The following is a 20,244-nucleotide window of genomic DNA, read 5'->3' as shown; positions in this document are numbered from 1 at the left end:
GGCTCCTGGGCGGCATGGGCGAGGTGGCGGGGACACCTCATACTAAGCGACCGCTCAGGAGCCCCGGTCGGGAGTGCCGGCAGGGCCCCGGCGAGGCCCGGACCTGCCGGGGCCTCGCCGGACAGCGCCGGTCAGCCCGCGATGGAGTCCAGCTGCTCGGCGGCCGGCCGCAGCGCCCACAGGTCGCCGCCGGGCGGGGCCTCCAGCCGCGCCCCGGCCTGCCGCGCCGCCACGTCCCCGGCGTCCGCCGCCGCGTGCACCACGTCGCTCGCCGCGTAGCGGTGGAACTCCAGCTCCGGATGCGGCCAGGCGCCGGCGCCGGTCGCGGCGGGCAGCAGATAGTCCACCGCCTTGAACAGGCTCTGGCCGTCCGGCCCCCGGTAGGACCAGAGGTCCACCCCGACGTGGCGGCCGATGGCGGCGAGCCGGGTGTAGGCGACCAGGTCGAAGGTCGAGTAGTGCCAGCTCCTGGTCCGGGCCAGCTCCTGCGGCTGACCGCCGTCGCCCGCGATCTGCGGGTCGATCCGCTTCGCGCGCGCGTCCAGGACGGTGCGCCGGGCCAGGGCGGTGTCGCCGGTCGCGTAGGCGAGGGCGGCGAGCTGCATGTCGTAGAAGGTGCCGTGGTTGTTGGCGGCCGCGCCCTCCTCCTTGCCGAACTCGCTGTTCTCCAGCCAGCCGAGGAAGTCGGAGTTCCACCGGTCCATGCCGGCGCGGTCGGCCGCCTGCCAGCCGGGTGCCCCGGTACCGAGGATCGCCAGCGCGTCGACGACGCTGGTGTACGACTGGGAGAAGTCGATGATGCCGATGGCCCGCCCGTCGTACTTGCAGGGGATGAACTGGGCGTGGTTCAGCTCGGGGTTCATCCGCGTGGCCGGGTCGAGGAACCAGGTCCGCAGGACCTGTCCGGCCTTCTCGGCGTATTGCGGCCGGCCCGTGTAGTACCAGGCGAGCGCGAGGTCGTAGGAGGAGTCGAAGACCTTCTCGGCGTCCTGGCGGTCGGTGCCGCTGTCCACCTCGGGATTGCGCTGTCCGTCCCGCTGGACGTAGGGACAGCCCCAGGGGTTGTCGGCGGTCGGGGTGGTGGTGGGCCACCAGTAGGGGGCCTGGCTCAGGTAGTCGTGCACGTCGCCGCCGGGTGCGGGCTTCGGCTTGTCGACCACCGTCCAGGGGCCCTGGCCCAGCCAGGCGTCGGCGCGGGTCTTCAACTCGCCCATTTCCCGGGCCAGTTGAGGATCTCCACGGTCCAGGCGGAGACGGATCTGCTGGAGACGGGCGCCGTCGAGGACGGCCGTGTGCGGGACCCTGGGCGCCGCGTGCGCGGCGGCGGAGGGGACGAGTACGGCGGCGAAGGTCGCCGCGGCGGCCAGGAGCACGGTCAGTCGGGGTCTTCCACTCACAGAGCACTCCGATCATCCATGTGAACGCAGTTCATGAGTAAGACCGTGTGAGCGTAGAACCACCTCGTTTCCCTGGCAATGGTCAGCGCGCGAGGTCGTAGGCGTACGACGGCGTGAACGTCCCTGCGGCGCCCGCGCAGCCGTCCGACTCCCCCGGCAGCTTCACCCACAGGTAGGCGTCGATCCGCGCCTGCCCGGTGCTGAGGGTCGGGGGCCGGCCGATCCTGCGGCCCGCCGGGTCGCACCACTGACCGTCGGGCGGCGCGCCGTTGCCGTTGCGGCTGGTGTCGATCACGGCGCCGAGGCTCGCGGGGCCGCCGAAGGCGCCGAGGACGTCGAGGACCCGGCGGTCGTAGGCGATCTCGTCGGCCGTGGCGCGGAAGTTGGAGACGTTGCTGAACACGCCGTCGGACGAGGCGGCCGAGGCGGCGCCCGCCCGCGCCAGCAGGGCCGCCTGCCGGGCGGCCGGGTTCCAGCCGGAGTGGCCCGCGTCGTAGTACACCCGCGCGTGGGCGTCCGCCGCCTTCAGCACCCGGCCCGCGCGGGCCAGCGAGGCGAAGCGGGCGGACCGCTCGGCCGGCGGAAGGCAGCCGGACTGGGCGATCGAGTCCGGCTCCAGTACGACGATCACCTCACCGGAGCCCAGCCCCTGGGCGAAGGCGTCGATCCAGGCGTCGTACGCCACCAGGTCGGGCGCCCCGCCCCGGGAGGCGCCGCCGCAGTCGCGGTCCGGGACGGCGTACGGCACGAGCACGGGGACGCGGCCCCGCGCGGCCGCCGCCGAGGTGACCGCGCGCACCCGGGCGGCGATGGCCGCCGGGTCGGGGTCGGCGAACCACACCGCGGCCGGCTGGTCCGCGATACGGGCGGAGATGACGGCGGCGCGGGGATCGTCGGGATGGGCGCGGACCCAGTCGAGCACCTGGGAGCCGGGGTGGCGGTAGAGGAGCGGGGACACGGCGGGTGGCTGCCGCGGCCGCCGCGTCGGCATCGGCATCGGCGTCCGTGTCCGGGGCCGGGGCCGGGGCCGGGGCGGCGAGGGATCGGCGCCGGGGCCCGGCTCCCGCCACGTCCCGGGGGACGGGGTGACGGCCGCGGACGCGGACGGCGGCAGCGCCTGGCTCGTCGGTGGGCGGGACGCGCCGGGTCGGCCGTCGAGCGCCGAGATCATCCCGGCCACCGTGCCGACGGCGACCACCACCGAGGCCGCCGCCACCATCACGGCGCGCCGGGCGGCCCGCCTGCGCTCGGCCCGTCGCGCGGCCAGGCGCCGGGAACGCAAGCCTGACACGGTGCTGTTCCCCCCTCGTCCCCCGCCCGGCGTTCCCCCGTTCCGGGGAAGCGCCGGGCCGGTCGGCACTCCCGTCGGCCCGGGGCTGGGACCCTTCCCCCATGGCGCAGTTGGAACACCTCAGCACCCCGGTCGACGCCGTCGTCTCGCGGCTGCGGGCCCTGGACGCGGCGCTGCCCGAGCGGGACGGGGTCGCCGTGTTCAACCGCGTCTACCTGACCGTCACCGAGGAGGTCGGCCGGCGGCTGGACGCCGGTGGGTTCCCCGATCCACGGGCGGCGAGCGCGCTGGACGTGCGGTTCGCCGAGCGGTATCTGACCGCCGTCGACGCGGCCGCCGAGGACCGCCGGCCGCCCGCCTGCTGGCGGCCCCTGTTCCAGCTGCGCCGCCATCCCGGCGTACGGCCGCTGCAGTTCGCGCTGGCGGGCATCAACGCGCACATCGGCCACGACCTGGCGCTCGCCGTGGTGGACACCTGTCGTACGCTCGGCTGCGAACCGGCCGATCTGGAGGACGAGTTCGACCGCGTGGGCGATCTCCTCGGGGCGCTGGAGGAACGCATCCGCGAGGATCTGATGCCGGGCCCCGACCTGCTCCAGATCGCCGACCCGCTCACCCATCTGCTCGGTTCCTGGAGTCTGGAGCGGGCCCGGGACGCGGCCTGGTCCACGGCGCGGGCGCTGTGGGCGCTGCGCCGGCTCGACGACGTCGCCGAGGAGTTCGCCGACCGCCTGGACGCGGCCGTCGGCTTCGCGGGCCGGATCCTGCTCACCCCGCTCACCGACTGAGGCCGCCCGATCCGGCCGTCCCCGGCTCGCCCCGGCGGAACTCCCCCGCCACCGCTGTAAGTGAACAGACAACCGACCGCGAAGGAGCATTCGGCACATGGCGACCCGGCTCGGACTCAGTCTTCCGCAGAACCGGCAGTACGACATCGGCAGGGACGTGCCCGACGTGGCACGGGCGGCCGAGCGGATCGGATACGACAGCCTGTGGGTGTACGAGCGGGCGCTGTACCCCGAACCCGCCGGCCAGGGGCTCTACGGCATCGAGGGCCTGCCCTGGCCGGACGCCTACCGGGGGGTGGCGGACCCGCTGGTCACGCTCGCCCTGGCGGCGGCCGTCACCGAGCGGGTCCGGCTCGGCTCCAGCGTGCTCGTGGCCCCGCTGCACCAGCCGTTCCAGCTGGCCAAGGCCTTCGCCTCGCTGGACGCGGCGAGCGGCGGCCGGGTGGTCGCGGGCTTCGGCACGGGCTGGTCGCTGGACGAGTACGCGGCCTCCGGGGTGCGCCCGATCGCCGAGCGCGGCAAGGTGCTCGACGAGATCATCGAGGTGTGCCGCGCGGTGTGGGGGCCGGACCCGGTGCGCTACGACGGCCGTCTCACGAAGATCGAGTCCGCGGTGGTCGGCCCCAAACCCGCCCGGCCGATCCCGATCCTGCTGGCCGCGAGCAACAAGAAGGCGCTGACCCGGCTCGTCGACCACGCCGACGGCTGGCTGCCGGTGGGCACGGGCGTCGAGCAGCTGGCCACGCAGTGGCAGCGGGTGCAGGACCTGGCGGCGGAGCGGGGACGCAAGGAGCCGATCGAGACGGTCCTCAGGGTGAACGCCGTCCACACGGCGAAGCCGTACGACGCACCGGACCGCGCCCCCTTCCAGGGCAGCCCCGACCAGATCGTGGAGGACCTGGTCACCCACGCGGCGATCGGCCTGGAGGAGATCCTCGTCGACCTCCAGACCACACCGCGCGACGGCCGGGAACTCCAGGACGTCGCCGCGGAGGTGTACGAGAAGGCCCGGGCCGCCGGAGTGTGACGGCCCGGCGGGGGTTCAGTCCTCGGGCAGTTCGACCGGCGCGATCTCGTCGTACACGTCACCCGGTCCCGGGTTGGACGCGTCGGTCTGCCCGCCGAAGTGGTGCATGACGCCCCAGACCGCGTTCAGCGCGGTCTGGACGGCGCCCTCGGCCCAGCCGGCCGTCCAGGAGATGTCGTCGCCGGCCAGGAAGATGCCCCGCTTGTCCTCGGGCAGCCGGTCCTGCATGAAGTGGGTGAACAGGCGCCGCTGGTAGCGGTAGTGGCCGGGCAGGTTGGCCTTGAACGCGCCCATGAAGTAGGGCTCGTTCTCCCAGGAGACGGTCACCGGGTTGCCGATGACATGCTTCCTGATGTCGACCTTCGGGTAGATCTCGCCGAGCGACTTCAGCATGACCTCCATCCGCTCGTTCGCGGACAGCGGCAGCCACTTCAGGCTGTCGTCGCACCAGGTGTAGGACAGGCAGATGACGGCGGGCCTGTCCGGGCCGTCGTCGAGGAGGTAGGTGCCGCGCGTCATGCGGTCGGTGAGCGTCATCGACATGACGTCCCGGCCGGTCGGGTTTCCCCTGTCGTCGACGGCCTTGTCGAGCCAGAAGGGCCGGTCGACGGGGACGAAGAGCTTCGAGGACTCCATGTAGTGGGTGCGCTCGATCGCCGTCCAGTGGTCGATCGGGAAGAGCGAGTCGTCGCAGGCGATCTTCGACAGCAGCATCCAGGACTGCGCGGTGAAGATCGCCGCCCGGTAGGTGCGGATGTCGCCGTTCGCGTCGGTCACGGTGATCCGGTTGTTCGCCGTGCGGTGCAGCCGGGTCACGGCCGGGCGGGGCGCGCCGTCGTCGTGAAGCTTCGCCAGCGAGGTGCCGTGGGCCCAGTGGAGGATCTTCTCCGGCTCACGCTCCCACAGGCGCAGCGGCAGTTGCTGGGAGCCGCCGACGATGCCGCGGTGGTGGTCGTCGGCCTCGGTGTAGACGACGCGCAGGATCTCCAGGATGGAGTTGGGGAAGTCGGTGTCCCAGCCGCCGGTGCCGAAGCCGACCTGGCCGAAGATCTCCCGGTGCCGGAAGGACCGGAAGGCCTCGGAGTCGCAGAGGAAGCCGTAGAAGGTCTGGTTGTCGAGCTTCTCGACCAGCCTGGCCCAGATCTCCCGGATGCGCGGGACGTCGCGCTCGCGCATGGCGCGGTTCATGTCGGAGAAGTCGGCGCCCTCGTCGAGGCACTTGTTCCAGGCTTCGGCCACGTCACGGTAGACCTGCGGCAGGTCGTCGATCGTCTCGGCGTAGTGCGACTCGCCCTTGAGGTCGACGACGGTGGAGGGGGTCGCCTCCGCCAGCGGGTTGGGGAAGGGACGGGTCCGCAGGCCGACCAGGTCGATGTAGTGCTGGAGGGCCGTGGAGGAGGGCGGGAAGCGCATGGCGCCCATCTCCGCCGTCAGCCCCTCCGTGCCGGTGCCTTCGAAGCCGACGGTGCGCAGCCGGCCGCCGATCCGGTCGGCCTCGTACACGACCGGCTTGAGGCCCATCTTCATCAGCTCGTACGCGGCGACGATCCCGGACAGGCCGCCGCCGATGACCGCGACCTCAGTGCCGTGCTCGGTCGCCGGTATCTGGCCGAGGCCCGCCGGGTGGGCGAGGAAGTCGTCGTAGGCGTAGGGGAAGTCCGGACCGAACATGGTGATCGGCGGCTGCTGGTCGTCGGCGTGCTCGACGGCGTTGGGCACCGTGGACGTCATGGGGTACGGACTCCTTGCGCGAAAGAACTCGGGGGAAGCTCTGGGAAGCTCTGGGGGAAGCTCTGGGGAAGCCGGGGGAAAGCTCAGGGGACGCGGATCAGGGACCCGTACAGGCCTGGGCGCCGGTCGTCCAGGTACGGGTTGGCCTCGCGGGAGGCGGCGAGGAAGGCGGGGTCCACGTCGGCGAGGAGCAGTTCCTCGGCGCGGCCGGCACGGGTGCGGGCGACCCCGTCGGGGCCGGCCAGCGTGGACAGCCCGACGAACTCGAACTCCCCTTCCCGGCCGACCCGGTTGACGTACGCGACGTACATCTGGTTCTCCCAGGCCCGCACGGGCACGAGGGACTCGGCGACGAACTGGAAGGGGTGCATCTGCGCGGTCGGCACGATCAGGAGGTCGGTGCCGGCCAGGGCGTGGGCGCGGACGTTCTCCGGGAACTCGACGTCGTAGCAGATCATCAGGCCGACGGTCAGACCGTCCAGCTCGGCCTGGACGACCGGCCGGCCGCCCGGCGTGAAGTGGTCGCGCTCGAAGCCGCCGAAGAGGTGGGTCTTGCGGTAGCTCGCAAGCCGGGTGCCGTCGGCGGAGATCAGCTGGGCGGAGTTGTACACGGTGTCGCCGTCGCGCTCGGGGTAGCCGTAGGCGATCGCCAGTCCGTGCCGGGACGCCAGCTCGGCGACCGCGTCGGCCGCGTCGCCGTCGGCGGGTTCGGCGAGGCGGGCGATGCCGTCGCCGATCGCGTACCCGGTGAGGAACATCTCCGGCGCGGCGAGCAGCGCGGCACCCGCGGCGGCGGCCCGGCCCGCGGCCTCGTCGAGGACCTTGAGGTTCTCGACGGTGGAGCCGGGGCGGCCGGAGCTCTGGAGCAGGGCGGTGCGCATGCGGATTCCTCACCGGACAGCGGGTTACGGGGGGCCAGATAGACGGTACGGTCGGCGCGCTCGGCCGGACAAGAAGGAGCCGTTGCGCGCCGGTGAGCGGTTTGTTGCGTGATTCGGGGACCGTGCGTCGATTCGTTGCGCGCCCGGACGGCAGCGGCGCCCGGGACGGCGTGCGGGGGCGCGCCCGGCAGCAGGGCGCGGGGCCCACCCGGGACAGGGTGCGGGCCCCCCGGGGGCAGGGTGCGGGGACACCCCCCGAAGCAAGGCACGCAGACCCACCCACAACAAGACGCCGGAACACCCGAGGCAGGGTGCGGGCCCCCCGGGGCAGGGTGCGGGGACACTCCCCGAGGCAAGGCACGCAGACCCACCCACGACAGGACGCGGGGGCGCACCGTCGAGCCGGTCCCGTCGTCCCGTCGGCGCCGCCGGCTCGCCTCGGGTCAGGGGGCCGAGCGGGCCGCCGCGTCCAGGTGGCGGCCGAGGCGGCGGACGAGCAGGGCCATCTCGTGGGCGAGCCGTCCGACGTCGGTGCGGACCTCGCTGAGCACGGCCAGGCGGCTGCCGTGCCCTGCCGGGGTGATGAACAGGTAGGCGTCGTCGAGCATGACCATGGTCTGGCGCACCTGTCCGGCCGCGAACCGCTCGCCGGCCGAGCGGGCCAGGCAGTGGAAGCCCGAGCAGAGGGCGGCGAGGTGTTCGATGTCCCGTCGGCGCATCCCGTCCGAGGAGCTCAGCGGGAGGCCGTCGGCGGTGAGCAGCACGGCCTGGCGGACGTGGTCGGTACGCGCCACGAGGTCGTCGAGCAGCCAGCCCAGATCCGTGCCGGGGGCTCCGGCGGACGGTGCGGCGTGCCCGGAGGGCTCGGGGCCCTCGGGTTCCCCGGGGGTCTGGTCGTCACCGCGCATCGTCGGCGCCCGTCCCTTCGTCGGCGTGAGTGGTCCTGGGCAGGCCCTTGCGGCCACGCTCCAAGCCCCGCTGGAAGGCGCCGAAGACCGCCCGCATCTCCTCGGCGTCGGCCTCCCCGCCGGGCCCGGCGTCCCGGGACGGCGGGGACTCGCGCAGTCCGGCGGCGAGGGAGGCCTGGCGCACCCGGGTGGGCAGTGCGGGGGCGTCCGCCACCGGTGTGCTCCGCGGCTCCTCGGGAGCGGGGGTCCGGGTGGCCTCCCTCTCGGGCAGTGTCCGTGCCGGTACGTCTCTCGGTGTCTCCACGTCCGCCAGCACCTCCTGCGGCAACCACACCATCGCGATCGTCCCGCCGTACGCCGAATCGCGCAGATTCACCTCGAAGCCGTGATCACCGGCGGCGGCCCCGAGGGGTGGGAGTCAGCCCGGCGCGCCCGAGGAGAAGCGGCGCAGCAGCGGTGACAGCACCAGTACCGACTTGGTGCGCTCCACGAACGGTTCCCCGGCGATGCGTTCCAGCACCCGCTCGAAGTGGCGCATGTCGGAGGCGAAGACCTGTACGACCGCGTCCGCCTCGCCGGTGACGGTGGACGCGGCCACGACCTCCTGGTAGCGCTCCAGGCCCCGCTGGATGGTCTCGGGGGAGGTGTTGCGCCGGCAGTAGATCTCGACGAACCCCTCCGTCTCCCAGCCGAGCGCCGCCGGGTCCACCCGGACGGTGAACCCGGTGATGGCGCCGATGGCGCGCAGCCGGTCCACGCGGCGCTTCACGGCGGGGGCGGACAGGCCGACCAGCTGCCCGATGTCCGCGTAGGAGCGGCGGGCGTCCTCGGCGAGGGCGTGCACGATGCGTTCGTCGAGATCGTTCAGCACAGTGGGTTGATCACTTCTCGGGTGGTGCGGACGGTGGTGCCGGTGCTGTCGGTGTGCCGGGCGGTCCTAGCTCCAGCTGGCGTGCAGGGGCTTGCCCTCCGCGTACCCGGCCGCGCTCTGGATGCCGACGATGGCCTTGTCGGCGAACTCCGCCAGGGAACGGGCACCGGCGTAGGTGCAGGAGGAGCGGACGCCCGCGATGATCGAGTCGATCAGGTCCTCCACACCCGGACGGTCCGGGTCGAGGAACATGCGGGAGGTGGAGATGCCCTCCTCGAACAGCGCCTTGCGGGCACGGTCGTAGGCCGACTCGTCCGAGGTGCGGTTGCGCACCGCGCGCGCGGAGGCCATGCCGAAGGACTCCTTGTACGGGCGGCCGTTCGCGTCGTGCTGGAGGTCGCCCGGCGACTCGTAGGTGCCCGCGAACCAGGAGCCGACCATCACGTTGGAGGCCCCGGCCGCGAGGGCCATCGCCACGTCACGGGGGTGCCGGACGCCGCCGTCGGCCCACACGTGCTTGCCGTACTTGCGGGCCTCGGCCGCGCACTCCAGGACCGCCGAGAACTGCGGCCGGCCCACGCCGGTCATCATGCGGGTGGTGCACATGGCGCCCGGGCCGACACCGACCTTGATGATGTCGGCACCCGCGTCGACGAGGTCCTTGACGCCCTCGGCGGAGACGATGTTGCCGGCCGCGATCGGCACCCGGGGATCGAGGGCGCGCACCACCTTGAGGGCGTTGATCATCGATTCCTGGTGACCGTGCGCGGTGTCGATGACGAGGGTGTCCACGCCCGCGTCCAGCAGTTGCTTGGCCTTGCCGGCCACGTCGCCGTTGATGCCGACGGCGGCCGCTACGCGCAGCCTGCCCTGGGCGTCGGTGGCCGGGGTGTACAGGGTGGCGCGCAGGGCGCCCTTGCGGGTGAGGATGCCGACCAGCTTGCCCGCGGCGTCGACGGCCGGGGCGTAGCGCCGGTTGGCCGCGTCCAGGGTGTGGAAGGCCTCGCGCGGGTCGATCTCCGCGTCGAGCAGCAGCAGGTCGCGGGACATGACCTCGGCGAGCTGGGTGAAGCGGTCGACGCCGGTCAGGTCCCGGTCGGTGACGACGCCGACCGGGCGGAAGTCCTCGTCGACGACCACACCGGCGTTGTGCGACCGCTTGGGCAGCAGGGACAGGGCGTCGGCGACGGTCTGGTGCGGGGACAGCACGATCGGGGTGTCGAGGACCAGATGACGGCTCTTGACCCAGGAGATGACGTCGTTGACCACGTCGATCGGGATGTCCTGCGGGATGACCACCAGTCCGCCTCGCCGGGCCACCGTCTCGGCCATGCGGCGGCCGGCGATGGCGGTCATGTTGGCGACGACGAGCGGGATGGTGGTGCCCGTGCCGTCCGGGGAGGCGAGGTCCACTGCCTGACGCGAGCCGACGGCCGAGCGGCTCGGCACCATGAACACGTCGTCGTAGGTCAGGTCGTACGCGGGCCGGTTGTCGTTGAGGAAACGCACGTGCTGCACATCCCAGTCGTTCAGAGGTGGCCCCCGGACAGGTCAGCCAGGGGGAAAGAGCACGTACTTCATTGTCCCATGACGTCCGCGATGTCATGCCCTCACAGAACGTCCAGGCCGGCCGGGGGCCGCCTAGGAGGAACCTCCAGGGTGAGCGCCACGGTGAGCGCCACGGTGCGGTCGGCCGCCGTCGCGAACACCTCCCGCGCGATCTCCCACTCCTCGGGCCGCGCCGTCGCGTATCCCCGCCAGCCCCGCACGACGAGCAGCAGCCCCCTGCCGGCGGCCTCCCGCGGCCACACCGACAGGTCCGAGAGGCTGTCGGCCAGCGCGTCCCAGTTCCGGCCGAACCACTCGGGCAGCTCCAGCGCGCGCACGCACCGCGCCATCAGCCCCGCCTTGTCCGTGACCCCGTCGAGGTCCAGGGTGACGACATGCCTGCCGGTCAGGTCGTCGCTCATCTCAGCACCGCCCGGAACGAGTTGTAGTGATCATCGCTGTAGTAGATCTCGTGGCCCTGCCCCGTCACCAGACGCCGGGCCCCGCGGTCGCGCGAGCCCGGCGTCGGCACGGTGTACTCGTGGTAGTAGCCGCGCGGGTGCCTGGGCAGCCGGCCCTCGAAGTTCCCGAAGACGGCGCCGTCCCGGGCGTACGGGAAGGGGCCGCCCCGGTCGATGAGCGCGAGGGTCTGCCGCGCCTCGGGCGGCAGCCGGGACTCCCGCTCGGTGGCCGGGCCGCCGGCCCCGTGCGGGCCGGCGGTGGACGACGGCGAGCATCCGGTCAGCAGGACGGCGAGACAGACCAGCAGGCCCGCCAGGACCCGGGGGACGAACCGCGGCGGCATGCCGTCGATGCTGCCACGGCCACCCCTCACGGCGCGCCCCCGGTGCCGGTCCGCCGTCAGTGCCCGTCCGGGTCCGCCCGGTTGAGCGCGAGCCTCGGCGTGGGGCCCGCCGTCATCAGGTAGTCCGCGGCCGAGGTGTCCGTGACCAGGCTGGTGACCAACCCGGACCTGAGCACCGCGTCGATCGCGGCCGCCTTGCGCTGGCCGCCGGCGATCGCCACGACCTCGGGGATACGGCGCAGCTGGTCGGCCTTGACCGTGATGCACCGCTCGCCCAGGTCCCGGCCGACCCGCCGGCCCTCGGCGTCGAAGAGGTGCGCGGACATCTCGGCGGCGACGCCGAGCGAGGCGTAGTGCGCGCGTTCCTCGTCGCTGAGCATGTCGTGCACGGTCGAGATGCCGGGCTCCCAGGAGCCGATGGAGACACAGGCGACCGTGACCTTGTCGAAGTACTCGAAGGCGCGGGCGATCCCCGTCTGGTGGCGCAGCGCCGCCGCGGTGGCCGCGTCCGGCAGCAGCATCGGCGCGTAGATGGGGTGGGCGTCGCCTCCGGACACCTGGGCGGCGCGGCGCACCGCCTCCACCGAGCCGCGCTCGGCGGTCCCGGCGTCGTACACGCCCGTCAGCTGCACCACCGTGCAGGGCGGCAGCCGGTCGAGGGCCGCCGCCATGTGAATGGTGGACCGGCCCCAGGCCAGGCCCAGGACGTCTCCTTCGTTGACCAGCTCGCCGAGCAGGTCGGCGGCCACTTCCCCCAGGTTCTCGGGGTCGGGGGTCTCCTCGGCCTCGGCCGGGGACTCGACCACGACGGCGTGCCTGAGGCCGTAGCGGGCGCGGAGCGCGTCCGAGCGCTCGGCGTCCAGTTCGGCCGGGACGCGGATCTCGATACGCACGAGATCCCGTTCGAGAGCGGTTTCCAGCACCCGGGCCACCTTGAAGCGGCTGACGCCGAACTCCTCCGCGATCTGGATCTTGGACTTGCCCTCAAGGTAGAAGCGGCGGGCCATGGCCGCCGCCTGCACCAGCTCAGCGGGTCCCATCCGCATGGCTGACCGGCCCGCCGACATACCCGACACGGCGATCTCCTCACTGCTGTTCACACTCTGGATTCGCCGTTCATCCTTGCAGATTCGGCGCGCTTGAACCGCCCTGACGGGGGCCGTTCACGTCAGCTGTTCACGTATCCGTGGCTCAGTGGTCGCATGCCCAGGAGGCCTTGGCGGTGGCCGCCTCCGCCTGGTCGCGCAGCGCGCGTACCGCCTGGGCCGGGTCGTTCGCCCCGTACACCGCCGAACCGGCGACGAACACGTCCGCTCCCGCCTCCGCGCACCGCTCGATCGTCGACGCCGAGACACCTCCGTCGACCTGCAGCCACAGTTCGAGTCCGTGCTTGGCGATCAGCTCGCGGGTGCGACGGATCTTGGGGAGCATGATGTCCAGGAACGCCTGCCCGCCGAAGCCGGGCTCGACCGTCATGATCAGCAGCATGTCGAGTTCGGGGAGCAGGTCCTCGTACGGCTCGATGGGCGTCGCGGGCCTGAGCGCCATGGAGGCGCGGGCGCCCTTGGCGCGGATCTCACGGGCGAGCCGCACCGGTGCGGCGGCCGCCTCCACGTGGAAGGTGACCGACGCGGCACCCGCCTCGACGTACTGGGGAGCCCAGCGGTCCGCGTTCTCGATCATCAGGTGGCAGTCCAGCGGGGTGTCCGTCGCCCGGGCCAGGGACTCCACCACCGGCACGCCGAGCGTGAGGTTCGGGACGAAATGGTTGTCCATGACGTCGACGTGGAGCCAGTCGGCGCCGTCGACCGCCTTCGCCTCGTCCGCGAGGCGGGCGAAGTCGGCGGACAGGATGCTGGGGTTGATCTGCACGGCCATGACCCAAGCCTCCCATGTTCTTGCACGGTTGTTCGCCTCGGTCCACCCACCGTCACCGCGGGAGGGGTCAGCCGGTGCGGCGCACGATCGCCAGGTACATGGCGTCGGTGCCGTGCACATGCGGCCACAGCTGGACGTCGGGACCGTCACCGAGCGCCGGTACGCCGGGCAGCAGCGGGCGGGCGTCGACCAGTTCGGTGTCCGGGTGCTGCTTGAGGACGTCCTGGACGACGGCCCGGGTCTCGGCGAGGTGGGGTGAGCAGGTGGCGTAGCCGACGACCCCGCCGACCCGCACCGAGTCCAGGGCGGTGCGCAGCAGGGCGCGCTGCAGCGGCCCGAAGCTGTCGAGGTCATCGGGGCGGCGCCGCCAGCGGGCCTCGGGGCGTCTGCGCAGGGCGCCGAGGCCGGTGCAGGGCACGTCCATCAGGACGCGGTCGAAGCTGCCGGGGCGCCACGGCGGCCGGGTCCCGTCGGCGGTGACGACCTGGTACGGCCCCGGGTTGCCGGCCAGTGCCCTGGCGACGAGCCCGGCGCGGTGCGGCTGCTTCTCGGCGGCGAGCAGGACCGCCCCGCGCTCGGCGGCGAGGGCGGCCAGCAGCGCGGCCTTGCCGCCCGGCCCGGCACATCCGTCGAGCCACCTCGCGTCCGGTCCCTCGACGGGCGCGTTGGCCAGCGCGAGGGCGACCAGCTGGCTGCCCTCGTCCTGGACGCCCGCCCGCCCCTCGCGCACGGCGTCGATGGCGCCCGGCTCGCCGCCCTCGGCGAGCCGCACGGCGTACGGCGACCAGCGGCCGGCCACCGCGGCCTCCTCGGCGAGCAGTTCCCCGGTGGTGGCGCGGCCGGGGCGGGCGACCAGGGTCACCTCGGGCCGCTCGTTGTCGGCCTCCAGCAGGTCCTCGATGCCGGCCCGGCCGCCGCCGAGCGAGTCCCACAGGGCGGAGACGACCCAGCGCGGGTGCGAGTGGACGACGGCGAGATGCTCCTCGGGATCCTCGTCGTAGGGCGGCGCGATCTTCTCCAGCCACCCGTCGAGGTCGTGCTGCGCGACCTTGCGCAGCACGGCGTTGACGAACTTCGCCCGGCCGTCGCCGAGGACGACCCGGGCCAGCTCGACGGAGGCGGAGACGGCGGCGTGCGTCGGGATCCGCGTCCCGAGCAGCTGGTGCACGCCGAGGCTGAGCACGTCCAGCACCGGCGGGTCGACCTCCCGCAGCGGCCGGTCCACACACGCGGCGATCACGGCGTCGTACGTCCCCTGCCGGCGCAGTGTGCCGTAGACCAGTTCGGTGGCGAGGGCGGCGTCCCGGCCGTCGAAGTCGCCCTTCTCCCGCGCCTTCCTCAGCAGGGGCGGCAGGACGAGGTTGGCGTAGGCGTCCCGCTCGTCCACCGCGCGCAGGGCCTCGAAGGCGAGGATGCGGACGGGGTCCTTCTGGGGACGGCGGTAGGGCTTGGCGGGCTTACGGGGCCGCCGGGAGGGCTCGCTCACGAAAAAGGTGCTCCGGGTGTGGAAGGGGTACGCGTTTCAGCCTACGTCGGCCTCAGCCGCCGAGCGTCTCCCCGTCCGCGATGCGCACGCCGCGGGCCCAGTCGGCGGCCCGCATCGGCTTCTTGCCCTGGGCCTGCACCCACAGCAGCTCGACGGCGTACGACCCGGTCCCGGCGTGCACGCTGTTCTTCCCCACCGCGAGGCGCCCCGGCGCCAGATCGGTCCGTCCGGGCACGGGCACGGCCTGGATCAGCTTGAGCCGCTCGCCGCGGAAGGTGGTCCAGGCGCCGGGGGCCGGGGTGCACGCGCGCACCACCCGGTCGACGCGCAGGGCGGGCGCGGACCACTCCACCCGGGCGTCCTCGACCGTGATCTTCGGGGCGAGTGTGACGCCGTCCGCGGGCTGCGGTACGGCCTTCAGGGTGCCGTCCTCGATGCCGTCCATGGTGGCCGCCAGCAGCCCGGCGCCGGCGAACGCCAGCCGGGTCAGCAGGTCGCCGCTGGTGTCGGTGGGCCGGACCTCCTCGGTGACGGTCCCGTAGACGGGCCCGGAGTCCAGGCCCTCCTCGATCAGGAAGGTGGCGGCCCCGGTGATCTCGTCCCCGGCCATGACGGCGTGCTGCACGGGGGCCGCCCCGCGCCAGGCGGGCAGCAGCGAGAAGTGCAGGTTGACCCAGCCGTGGGCGGGGATGTCGAGGGCCGCCTTCGGCAGCAGGGCGCCGTAGGCGACGACGGGGCAGCAGTCGGGTGCGATCCGCCTGAGCCGCTCCAGGAAGTCCGGCTCGCGCGGCCTGAGCGGCTTGAGCACCTCGATCCCGGCCTCCGCCGCGCGCTCGGCCACCGGTGAGGCGACCAGCCTGCGCCCCCGCCCGGCCGGAGCGTCGGGCCGCGTGACGACGGCGGCCACCTCGTGCCGCCCGGAGGCGATCAGGGCGTCCAGGGCGGGAACGGCGACCTCGGGGGTACCGGCGAAGACGAGCTTCATGGGCGGGTGCGGGCCTCTCGGTCGGCGTCGGTGCGGGCAACGCACAAGTCTATGACCATGGGTCTGCGGCCACGACGGGAGAGCCGCCGACGGCGACGGTGGTGCGCGCGGGCGGGAGAACCGGCGTGGGCATATGCCCACGCGCCCCCAGCCCGTTACCAGCGGAGCGCACAGGCGTTGGTCAAGAAAGATTGACCACAACGGGCCGCCGTCGCGGTCCCCTTCCTTTCAACGCCGGTTCGAGAGGCTTGTTCATGGCCGACCACGCAACCCACGACGCCCAGGCCCGGGCCAGCCTGCACTTGTTGGTGCGGGACATCGAGCGGGTCCGCCGCCAGGTGGACGCACTGCGCACGCTCACCGCCCAGTTGGGCAACGTCTACCGTCCGCGCCGCTCCGGTCCGTCCACGGGCTTCGTCGTCTACGGGCGCGCCCCCGCCCCGACGGTCCGTCTCGCCCAGGAGCTGCGGGACAGTGTCGAAACCCTGGTCACGGCCGCCGTGGACTTCGACCGCTCGCTCGGCTTCTCGTGGGACGCGGTGGGCTCCGCGCTCGGGGTCACCAAGCAGGCGGTGCACCGCCGTTACGGCGCCCGTCGCGCCGCGGCCCAGGCGGCCGCCGAGGCCGAACGCGGCACGGAGCCGGCGGGCACCCGCACGCTCAACGTGAACACCGGCCTGCCGGCGGTGCCGACGGTTCCGGCGGCCCGCTCCATGCCGACCCAGCCGACCGCCGGCAGCCCCGCGCTCCGCGACGAGCCCAGGCCGACGACGGCCCTGCCCGGCCCACGCAACGGCTGACCCGCCCTCACCTCACCTGCCCTCCCGGCACCCGGTGCGGGAGGGCAGCCGCATGTCCCGGCGGTTGCGGGCCGTCCGCCGTGGTGTGCGTCCGTCCTCCGTGACGGTGTGCGTCAGCCGATGTCCGGCGGGTCGATCCGCACCCGCACCGCTTCCCCGCTTCCCCGCGCCATCCGCGCGGCCTGTGCCGTCTTCAGGGCCGAGGCCAGCGCCGCCCCGCTCCCGGGGGGCACCCGCACCAGTGCCCGCTCCCAGTGCTCCCCGGGCGGCGGGGCGCCGGTCCGCCGAGGCCGGCCGGGAAGGGTGGACGGAATCGGCACCGGTCCCAACACCTCGGCGTCCGAGGGCAGTTCGACGGCGTCCAGGAACTCGGTGACGGCCTCGGCCGGCCCGGACACCGCCGCCATCCGCGACACCGGCGGAAACGCCAGCTCGGCCCGCTCGGCCAGCTCCCGCACGGCGTGCCCGACGGGGTCCCAGCGCACCAGCGCCTGCACGGGTCGCAGGGTCGGCTCGGCGACGACGACCACGGTCCCCCGCTCCCCCTGCGGGCGGACCAGCGCGCCGGCCGCCATCCACCGGCGCAGCGCGTCCTCGCCGGCCCGCAGGTCCGGCCGCCCGAGCATCGCCCAGCCGTCCAGCAGCAGGGCCGCGGCATAGCCGCCCTCGGCCACCGGCTCGGCGCCCGGGGTGCTGACGACCAGCGCGGGCGTGCCCGGCACCGTGTCCAGCACGTGCTCCCGCCCCGAGGTCCGCACCGGTACGGCCGGAAAGGCGCGCCCCAGTTCCTCGGCGGTCCGGCGTGCGCCGACGACCTGGGCGCGCAGCCGGAAGCCACCGCAGTCCGGGCAGTGCCAGGCGTTCTCCGCACGCCCGCACCAGTCGCACCCGAGCGCTCCGGCGTCCTGGGACTGGAGCGGACCGGAACAGTGCCGGCAACGGGCGGGGGCCCGGCACCGGGCGCAGGCCATGCGCGGCACGTACCCGCGCCGGGGCACCTGCACCAGCACCGGTCCGTGCCGCAGCCCGTCCCGGACCACCTGCCAGGCGAGCGTGGGCAGCCGGGCGGCGCGGGCGGCCTCGTCCCGGGCGAGGTCGCCGTCGCCGACGGTCCGCACGAGGGGCGCGGCCCGCCGCACCTGCTCCCGCCCGGCGGTCAGGGGCCGCGCCCAGCCGGTCTCGACTAGCTGCGCCGCCTCCACCGTGCAGCTCCAACTGCCCAGCAGGAACGCGCACTTGTCGAGGGCGGCGCGCAGCAGCAGCACATCGCGCGCGTGGGGCTGCGGTGCGTGCGGCTCGCTGTGGCTGTCGTCGCCGTCGTCCCAGATGGCGACGAGCCCGAGGTCGCGCACGGGCGCGAACATGGCCGCCCGGGTACCGACGACGGCGCGTACGGATCCCCGCCGCACCGCCAGCCACTGCCCGTACCGCTTCTCGGGTCCGGCGTCGGCGGTGAGCAGCGCGTGCCGTCCCTGCCCGAGCAGCGCGGTGAGCGCGGCGTCGACCCGCGCGGCGGCCCGGCCGTCCGGTACGACGACGAGCGCGCCGCGCCCCGAGGCGAGCGTCGCGGCGACGGCCCGTGCCAGCTCCTCGCTCCACTCCGGACCCGGCAGCGCGGTCCACACGGCCCTCGGCGCGCCTCCCGAGGCGAGCGACTCCAGGAAGGCGCTCCCCTGCTCGTACCGCGCCCATGACCCGGCCTCGGGTGCCTCGGGCGGTGGCAGCGGCGCCGGGGACGGCCGCTTCTCGGCGCGGGCGCTGCGCGGCGGCACGGCCAGCTGCAGCACATCGGCGAGGCTTCCCGCGTACCGGTCGGCGACGGCGCGGGCGACGCCCAGCAGCTCCTCTCCGAGCACCGGCTCGGGCGACACGACCTGGGCGAGGGCCGCCAGCGGCCCGGAGTAGTCCGACTCGGCGCGCCGCTCGACCAGGAATCCGTCGATGAGCCCGCCGCCCTCGCGGCGCCCGTCCCGGACGCGCCCGCGCCCGGCCCCGAACCGCACCCGCACCCGCACCCCCGGCTGCGCGTCCGCGTCCAGCTCCTCGGGCACGGCATAGTCGAAGTACCGGTCGAGATGCAGCACCCCCTTGTCGACCAGCACCCGCGCCACCGGCAGCTCCCCGGCCAGCGCGGCCCCCCGCCAGGTCCGCGGCTTGGCCCGGGGCGCCTTGGCCCGCCCCTCGCGCACCCCTTCCCGGACCAGCGCGAGCTGCTCCCCGACGGGACCCCCCTCGGCCCCGCCGCCCCCCTGCCGGCTCTCGCTGCTCACGCCTGCATTCTTCCAAACGCCACTGACAACGACCGCCGGCCGGGCGTGCGGCCGCACCCCGGCACGCCGGGGACCCCGGCAGCAGCCACCCGCCCGCCCCGGAACACGCCGAGGCCCGGCTTCCCCCCAGGGGAAGCCGGGCCTGGCGGCAGTCGGGCGCGGCGCTCGGGGCCGCCGAGGACCCCTTACAGACCCGCGGCCTTGCGCAGTACGTCCACGCGGTCCGTGCGCTCCCAGGTGAAGTCGGACAGCTCGCGGCCGAAGTGGCCGTAGGCCGCCGTCTGGGCGTAGATCGGGCGGAGCAGGTCGAGGTCGCGGATGATGGCGGCCGGGCGGAGGTCGAAGACCTCGTCGATCGCCTTCTCGATCTTCTCGGGCTCGACCTTGTGGGTGCCGAAGGTCTCGACGAAGAGGCCGACCGGCTCGGCCTTGCCGATCGCGTAGGCCACCTGGACCTCGCAGCGGGAGGCCAGGCCCGCGGCGACCACGTTCTTGGCGACCCAGCGCATCGCGTAGGCGGCCGAGCGGTCCACCTTGGACGGGTCCTTGCCGGAGAAGGCGCCGCCGCCGTGGCGGGCGAAGCCGCCGTAGGTGTCGATGATGATCTTGCGGCCGGTCAGGCCGGCGTCGCCCATCGGGCCGCCGATCTCGAAACGGCCGGTCGGGTTGACCAGCAGCCGGTAGTTCTCGGTGTCCAGCTTGATGCCGTCCTCCAGGAGCGCCTTCAGCTCGGGCTCGACGACGAACTCGCGGATGTCGGGCGCGAGCAGCGACTCCAGGTCGATGTCCGAGGCGTGCTGGGAGGAGACGACCACCGTGTCGAGGCGGACGGCCTTGTCGCCGTCGTACTCGATGGTGACCTGCGTCTTGCCGTCGGGGCGCAGGTAGGGGATGGTGCCGTTCTTGCGGACCTCGGACAGGCGCTTGGACAGGCGGTGCGCCAGGAAGATCGGCAGCGGCATCAGGGTCGGGGTCTCGTCCGAGGCGTAGCCGAACATCAGGCCCTGGTCGCCCGCGCCCTGCCGGTCCAGCTCGTCGTCGTCACCCTCGACGCGGTTCTCGTACGCCGTGTCCACGCCCTGCGCGATGTCCGGGGACTGCGCGCCGATCGACACCGACACGCCACAGGAGGCGCCGTCGAAGCCCTTCTTCGAGGAGTCGTAGCCGATCTCCAGGATCTTGCCGCGGACCAGGGTCGCGATGTCCGCGTAGGCCTTGGTCGTGACCTCGCCGGCCACGTGCACGAGGCCGGTGGTGATCAGCGTCTCCACGGCGACCCGGGAGGTGGGGTCCTCCCGCAGAAGCGCGTCGAGAATGGTGTCGCTGATCTGGTCAGCGATCTTGTCGGGGTGACCTTCGGTCACGGACTCCGAGGTGAACAGGCGACGGGACACAACGCTCCCTGGGGTTGCAGCGGCTGCTGGCTGATCATTGGCGGACGGGTCGGAGGCTGCTCCCGCCTCGTCCGAGGACAGTTTATCGGTCGCGCATCGCCGCCGGCCCACCTGTCTCGCCTCTCGGGAGTGCTGTGACCTGCGGCACGGGCATTCTGCCCAATGGTCCTCGACAATGACCAGA

19 protein-coding genes are annotated in these 20,244 nt (G+C 73.7%); 3 read left to right on the top strand and 16 right to left on the bottom strand.

Features of this window, described 5'->3' with window-relative positions; translation table 11 throughout:
- Positions 1–131: 131 nt before the first annotated feature.
- Together ACFYMM_RS24415 and ACFYMM_RS24410 are read right to left on the bottom strand one after the other, a co-directional pair.
- Positions 132–1,397, bottom strand: a complete 1,266-nt coding sequence (locus ACFYMM_RS24415) for an alginate lyase family protein (protein WP_388389944.1) — start codon at positions 1,395–1,397, stop codon at positions 132–134.
- A gap of 82 nt (positions 1,398–1,479) precedes the next feature.
- On the bottom strand, positions 1,480–2,616 hold the full coding sequence (locus tag ACFYMM_RS24410; protein WP_388390086.1) for a glycoside hydrolase family 6 protein: 1,137 nt from the start codon (positions 2,614–2,616) through the stop codon (positions 1,480–1,482).
- A 173-nt stretch (positions 2,617–2,789) separates the two neighbouring features.
- On the opposite strand from ACFYMM_RS24410, the gene ACFYMM_RS24405 reads away from it, so the two are divergent.
- Together ACFYMM_RS24405 and ACFYMM_RS24400 are read left to right on the top strand one after the other, a co-directional pair.
- Complete coding sequence (locus tag ACFYMM_RS24405) at positions 2,790–3,476, top strand: DUF5995 family protein (RefSeq protein ID WP_388389942.1); 687 nt, start codon at positions 2,790–2,792, stop codon at positions 3,474–3,476.
- A 97-nt stretch (positions 3,477–3,573) separates the two neighbouring features.
- A complete protein-coding gene (locus tag ACFYMM_RS24400; RefSeq protein WP_388389941.1) occupies positions 3,574–4,503 on the top strand; it encodes an LLM class F420-dependent oxidoreductase in 930 nt (309 codons plus the stop codon).
- Between the two features lie 15 nt (positions 4,504–4,518).
- Here the strand turns inward: ACFYMM_RS24400 and ACFYMM_RS24395 are convergent, their stop codons facing one another.
- The 12 genes from ACFYMM_RS24395 to fmt form a co-directional block, all read right to left on the bottom strand.
- Positions 4,519–6,234: a flavin monoamine oxidase family protein gene (locus ACFYMM_RS24395; protein WP_388389939.1), complete on the bottom strand. Its 1,716-nt coding sequence runs from the start codon at positions 6,232–6,234 to the stop codon at positions 4,519–4,521.
- An 83-nt stretch (positions 6,235–6,317) separates the two neighbouring features.
- Positions 6,318–7,115 carry a carbon-nitrogen hydrolase family protein gene (locus ACFYMM_RS24390; protein WP_388389937.1) on the bottom strand — a complete coding sequence of 266 codons (798 nt, stop codon included), beginning with the start codon at positions 7,113–7,115 and terminating at the stop codon, positions 6,318–6,320.
- 443 nt (positions 7,116–7,558) lie between these two features.
- Positions 7,559–8,023 carry a roadblock/LC7 domain-containing protein gene (locus ACFYMM_RS24385; protein ID WP_388389934.1) on the bottom strand — a complete coding sequence of 155 codons (465 nt, stop codon included), beginning with the start codon at positions 8,021–8,023 and terminating at the stop codon, positions 7,559–7,561.
- Entirely contained in the window at positions 8,013–8,399 is a 387-nt protein-coding gene (locus tag ACFYMM_RS24380) for a hypothetical protein (RefSeq protein ID WP_388389932.1), read from the bottom strand. Before ACFYMM_RS24380 ends, ACFYMM_RS24385 begins: the two co-directional genes overlap by 11 nt.
- A gap of 42 nt (positions 8,400–8,441) precedes the next feature.
- On the bottom strand, positions 8,442–8,894 hold the full coding sequence (locus tag ACFYMM_RS24375; protein WP_388389931.1) for an Lrp/AsnC family transcriptional regulator: 453 nt from the start codon (positions 8,892–8,894) through the stop codon (positions 8,442–8,444).
- Positions 8,895–8,960: 66 nt separating this feature from the next.
- The gene (locus tag ACFYMM_RS24370; RefSeq protein ID WP_388390084.1) at positions 8,961–10,403 is read right to left on the bottom strand and encodes a GuaB1 family IMP dehydrogenase-related protein; all 1,443 of its coding nucleotides are present in this window, start codon (positions 10,401–10,403) and stop codon (positions 8,961–8,963) included.
- 101 nt (positions 10,404–10,504) lie between these two features.
- Positions 10,505–10,864, bottom strand: a complete 360-nt coding sequence (locus tag ACFYMM_RS24365) for a barstar family protein (protein WP_388389929.1) — start codon at positions 10,862–10,864, stop codon at positions 10,505–10,507.
- Complete coding sequence (locus ACFYMM_RS24360; RefSeq protein ID WP_388389927.1) at positions 10,861–11,247, bottom strand: ribonuclease domain-containing protein; 387 nt, start codon at positions 11,245–11,247, stop codon at positions 10,861–10,863. The genes ACFYMM_RS24365 and ACFYMM_RS24360 overlap by 4 nt, the downstream gene beginning before the upstream one ends.
- 56 nt (positions 11,248–11,303) lie before the next feature.
- Complete coding sequence (locus tag ACFYMM_RS24355) at positions 11,304–12,347, bottom strand: sugar-binding transcriptional regulator (RefSeq protein WP_388389925.1); 1,044 nt, start codon at positions 12,345–12,347, stop codon at positions 11,304–11,306.
- A 91-nt stretch (positions 12,348–12,438) separates the two neighbouring features.
- Entirely contained in the window at positions 12,439–13,125 is a 687-nt protein-coding gene (gene rpe / locus ACFYMM_RS24350) for a ribulose-phosphate 3-epimerase (RefSeq protein WP_388389923.1), read from the bottom strand.
- A 67-nt stretch (positions 13,126–13,192) separates the two neighbouring features.
- Positions 13,193–14,611, bottom strand: a complete 1,419-nt coding sequence (locus tag ACFYMM_RS24345; RefSeq protein ID WP_388389921.1) for an RsmB/NOP family class I SAM-dependent RNA methyltransferase — start codon at positions 14,609–14,611, stop codon at positions 13,193–13,195.
- 52 nt (positions 14,612–14,663) lie between these two features.
- The gene (fmt, locus tag ACFYMM_RS24340) at positions 14,664–15,596 is read right to left on the bottom strand and encodes a methionyl-tRNA formyltransferase (protein WP_388389919.1); all 933 of its coding nucleotides are present in this window, start codon (positions 15,594–15,596) and stop codon (positions 14,664–14,666) included.
- Positions 15,597–15,850: 254 nt separating this feature from the next.
- Between fmt and ACFYMM_RS24335 the strand changes: the two genes are divergently transcribed.
- Entirely contained in the window at positions 15,851–16,396 is a 546-nt protein-coding gene (locus tag ACFYMM_RS24335) for a hypothetical protein (protein ID WP_388389917.1), read from the top strand.
- Between the two features lie 113 nt (positions 16,397–16,509).
- On the opposite strand, the gene ACFYMM_RS24330 is transcribed toward ACFYMM_RS24335, so the two are convergent.
- Positions 16,510–18,666: a primosomal protein N' gene (locus ACFYMM_RS24330; protein ID WP_388389915.1), complete on the bottom strand. Its 2,157-nt coding sequence runs from the start codon at positions 18,664–18,666 to the stop codon at positions 16,510–16,512.
- Positions 18,667–18,851: 185 nt separating this feature from the next.
- Complete coding sequence (metK, locus tag ACFYMM_RS24325; protein WP_388389913.1) at positions 18,852–20,060, bottom strand: methionine adenosyltransferase; 1,209 nt, start codon at positions 20,058–20,060, stop codon at positions 18,852–18,854.
- Positions 20,061–20,244: the final 184 nt, after the last annotated feature.

The sequence above is a fragment of the Streptomyces sp. NPDC006739 genome (assembly GCF_042869815.1).
Lineage (GTDB): Bacteria > Actinomycetota > Actinomycetes > Streptomycetales > Streptomycetaceae > Streptomyces.
The sequence above is the reverse complement of the archived record's forward strand: the minus strand, read 5'-3'. Positions and strand labels throughout refer to the sequence as shown.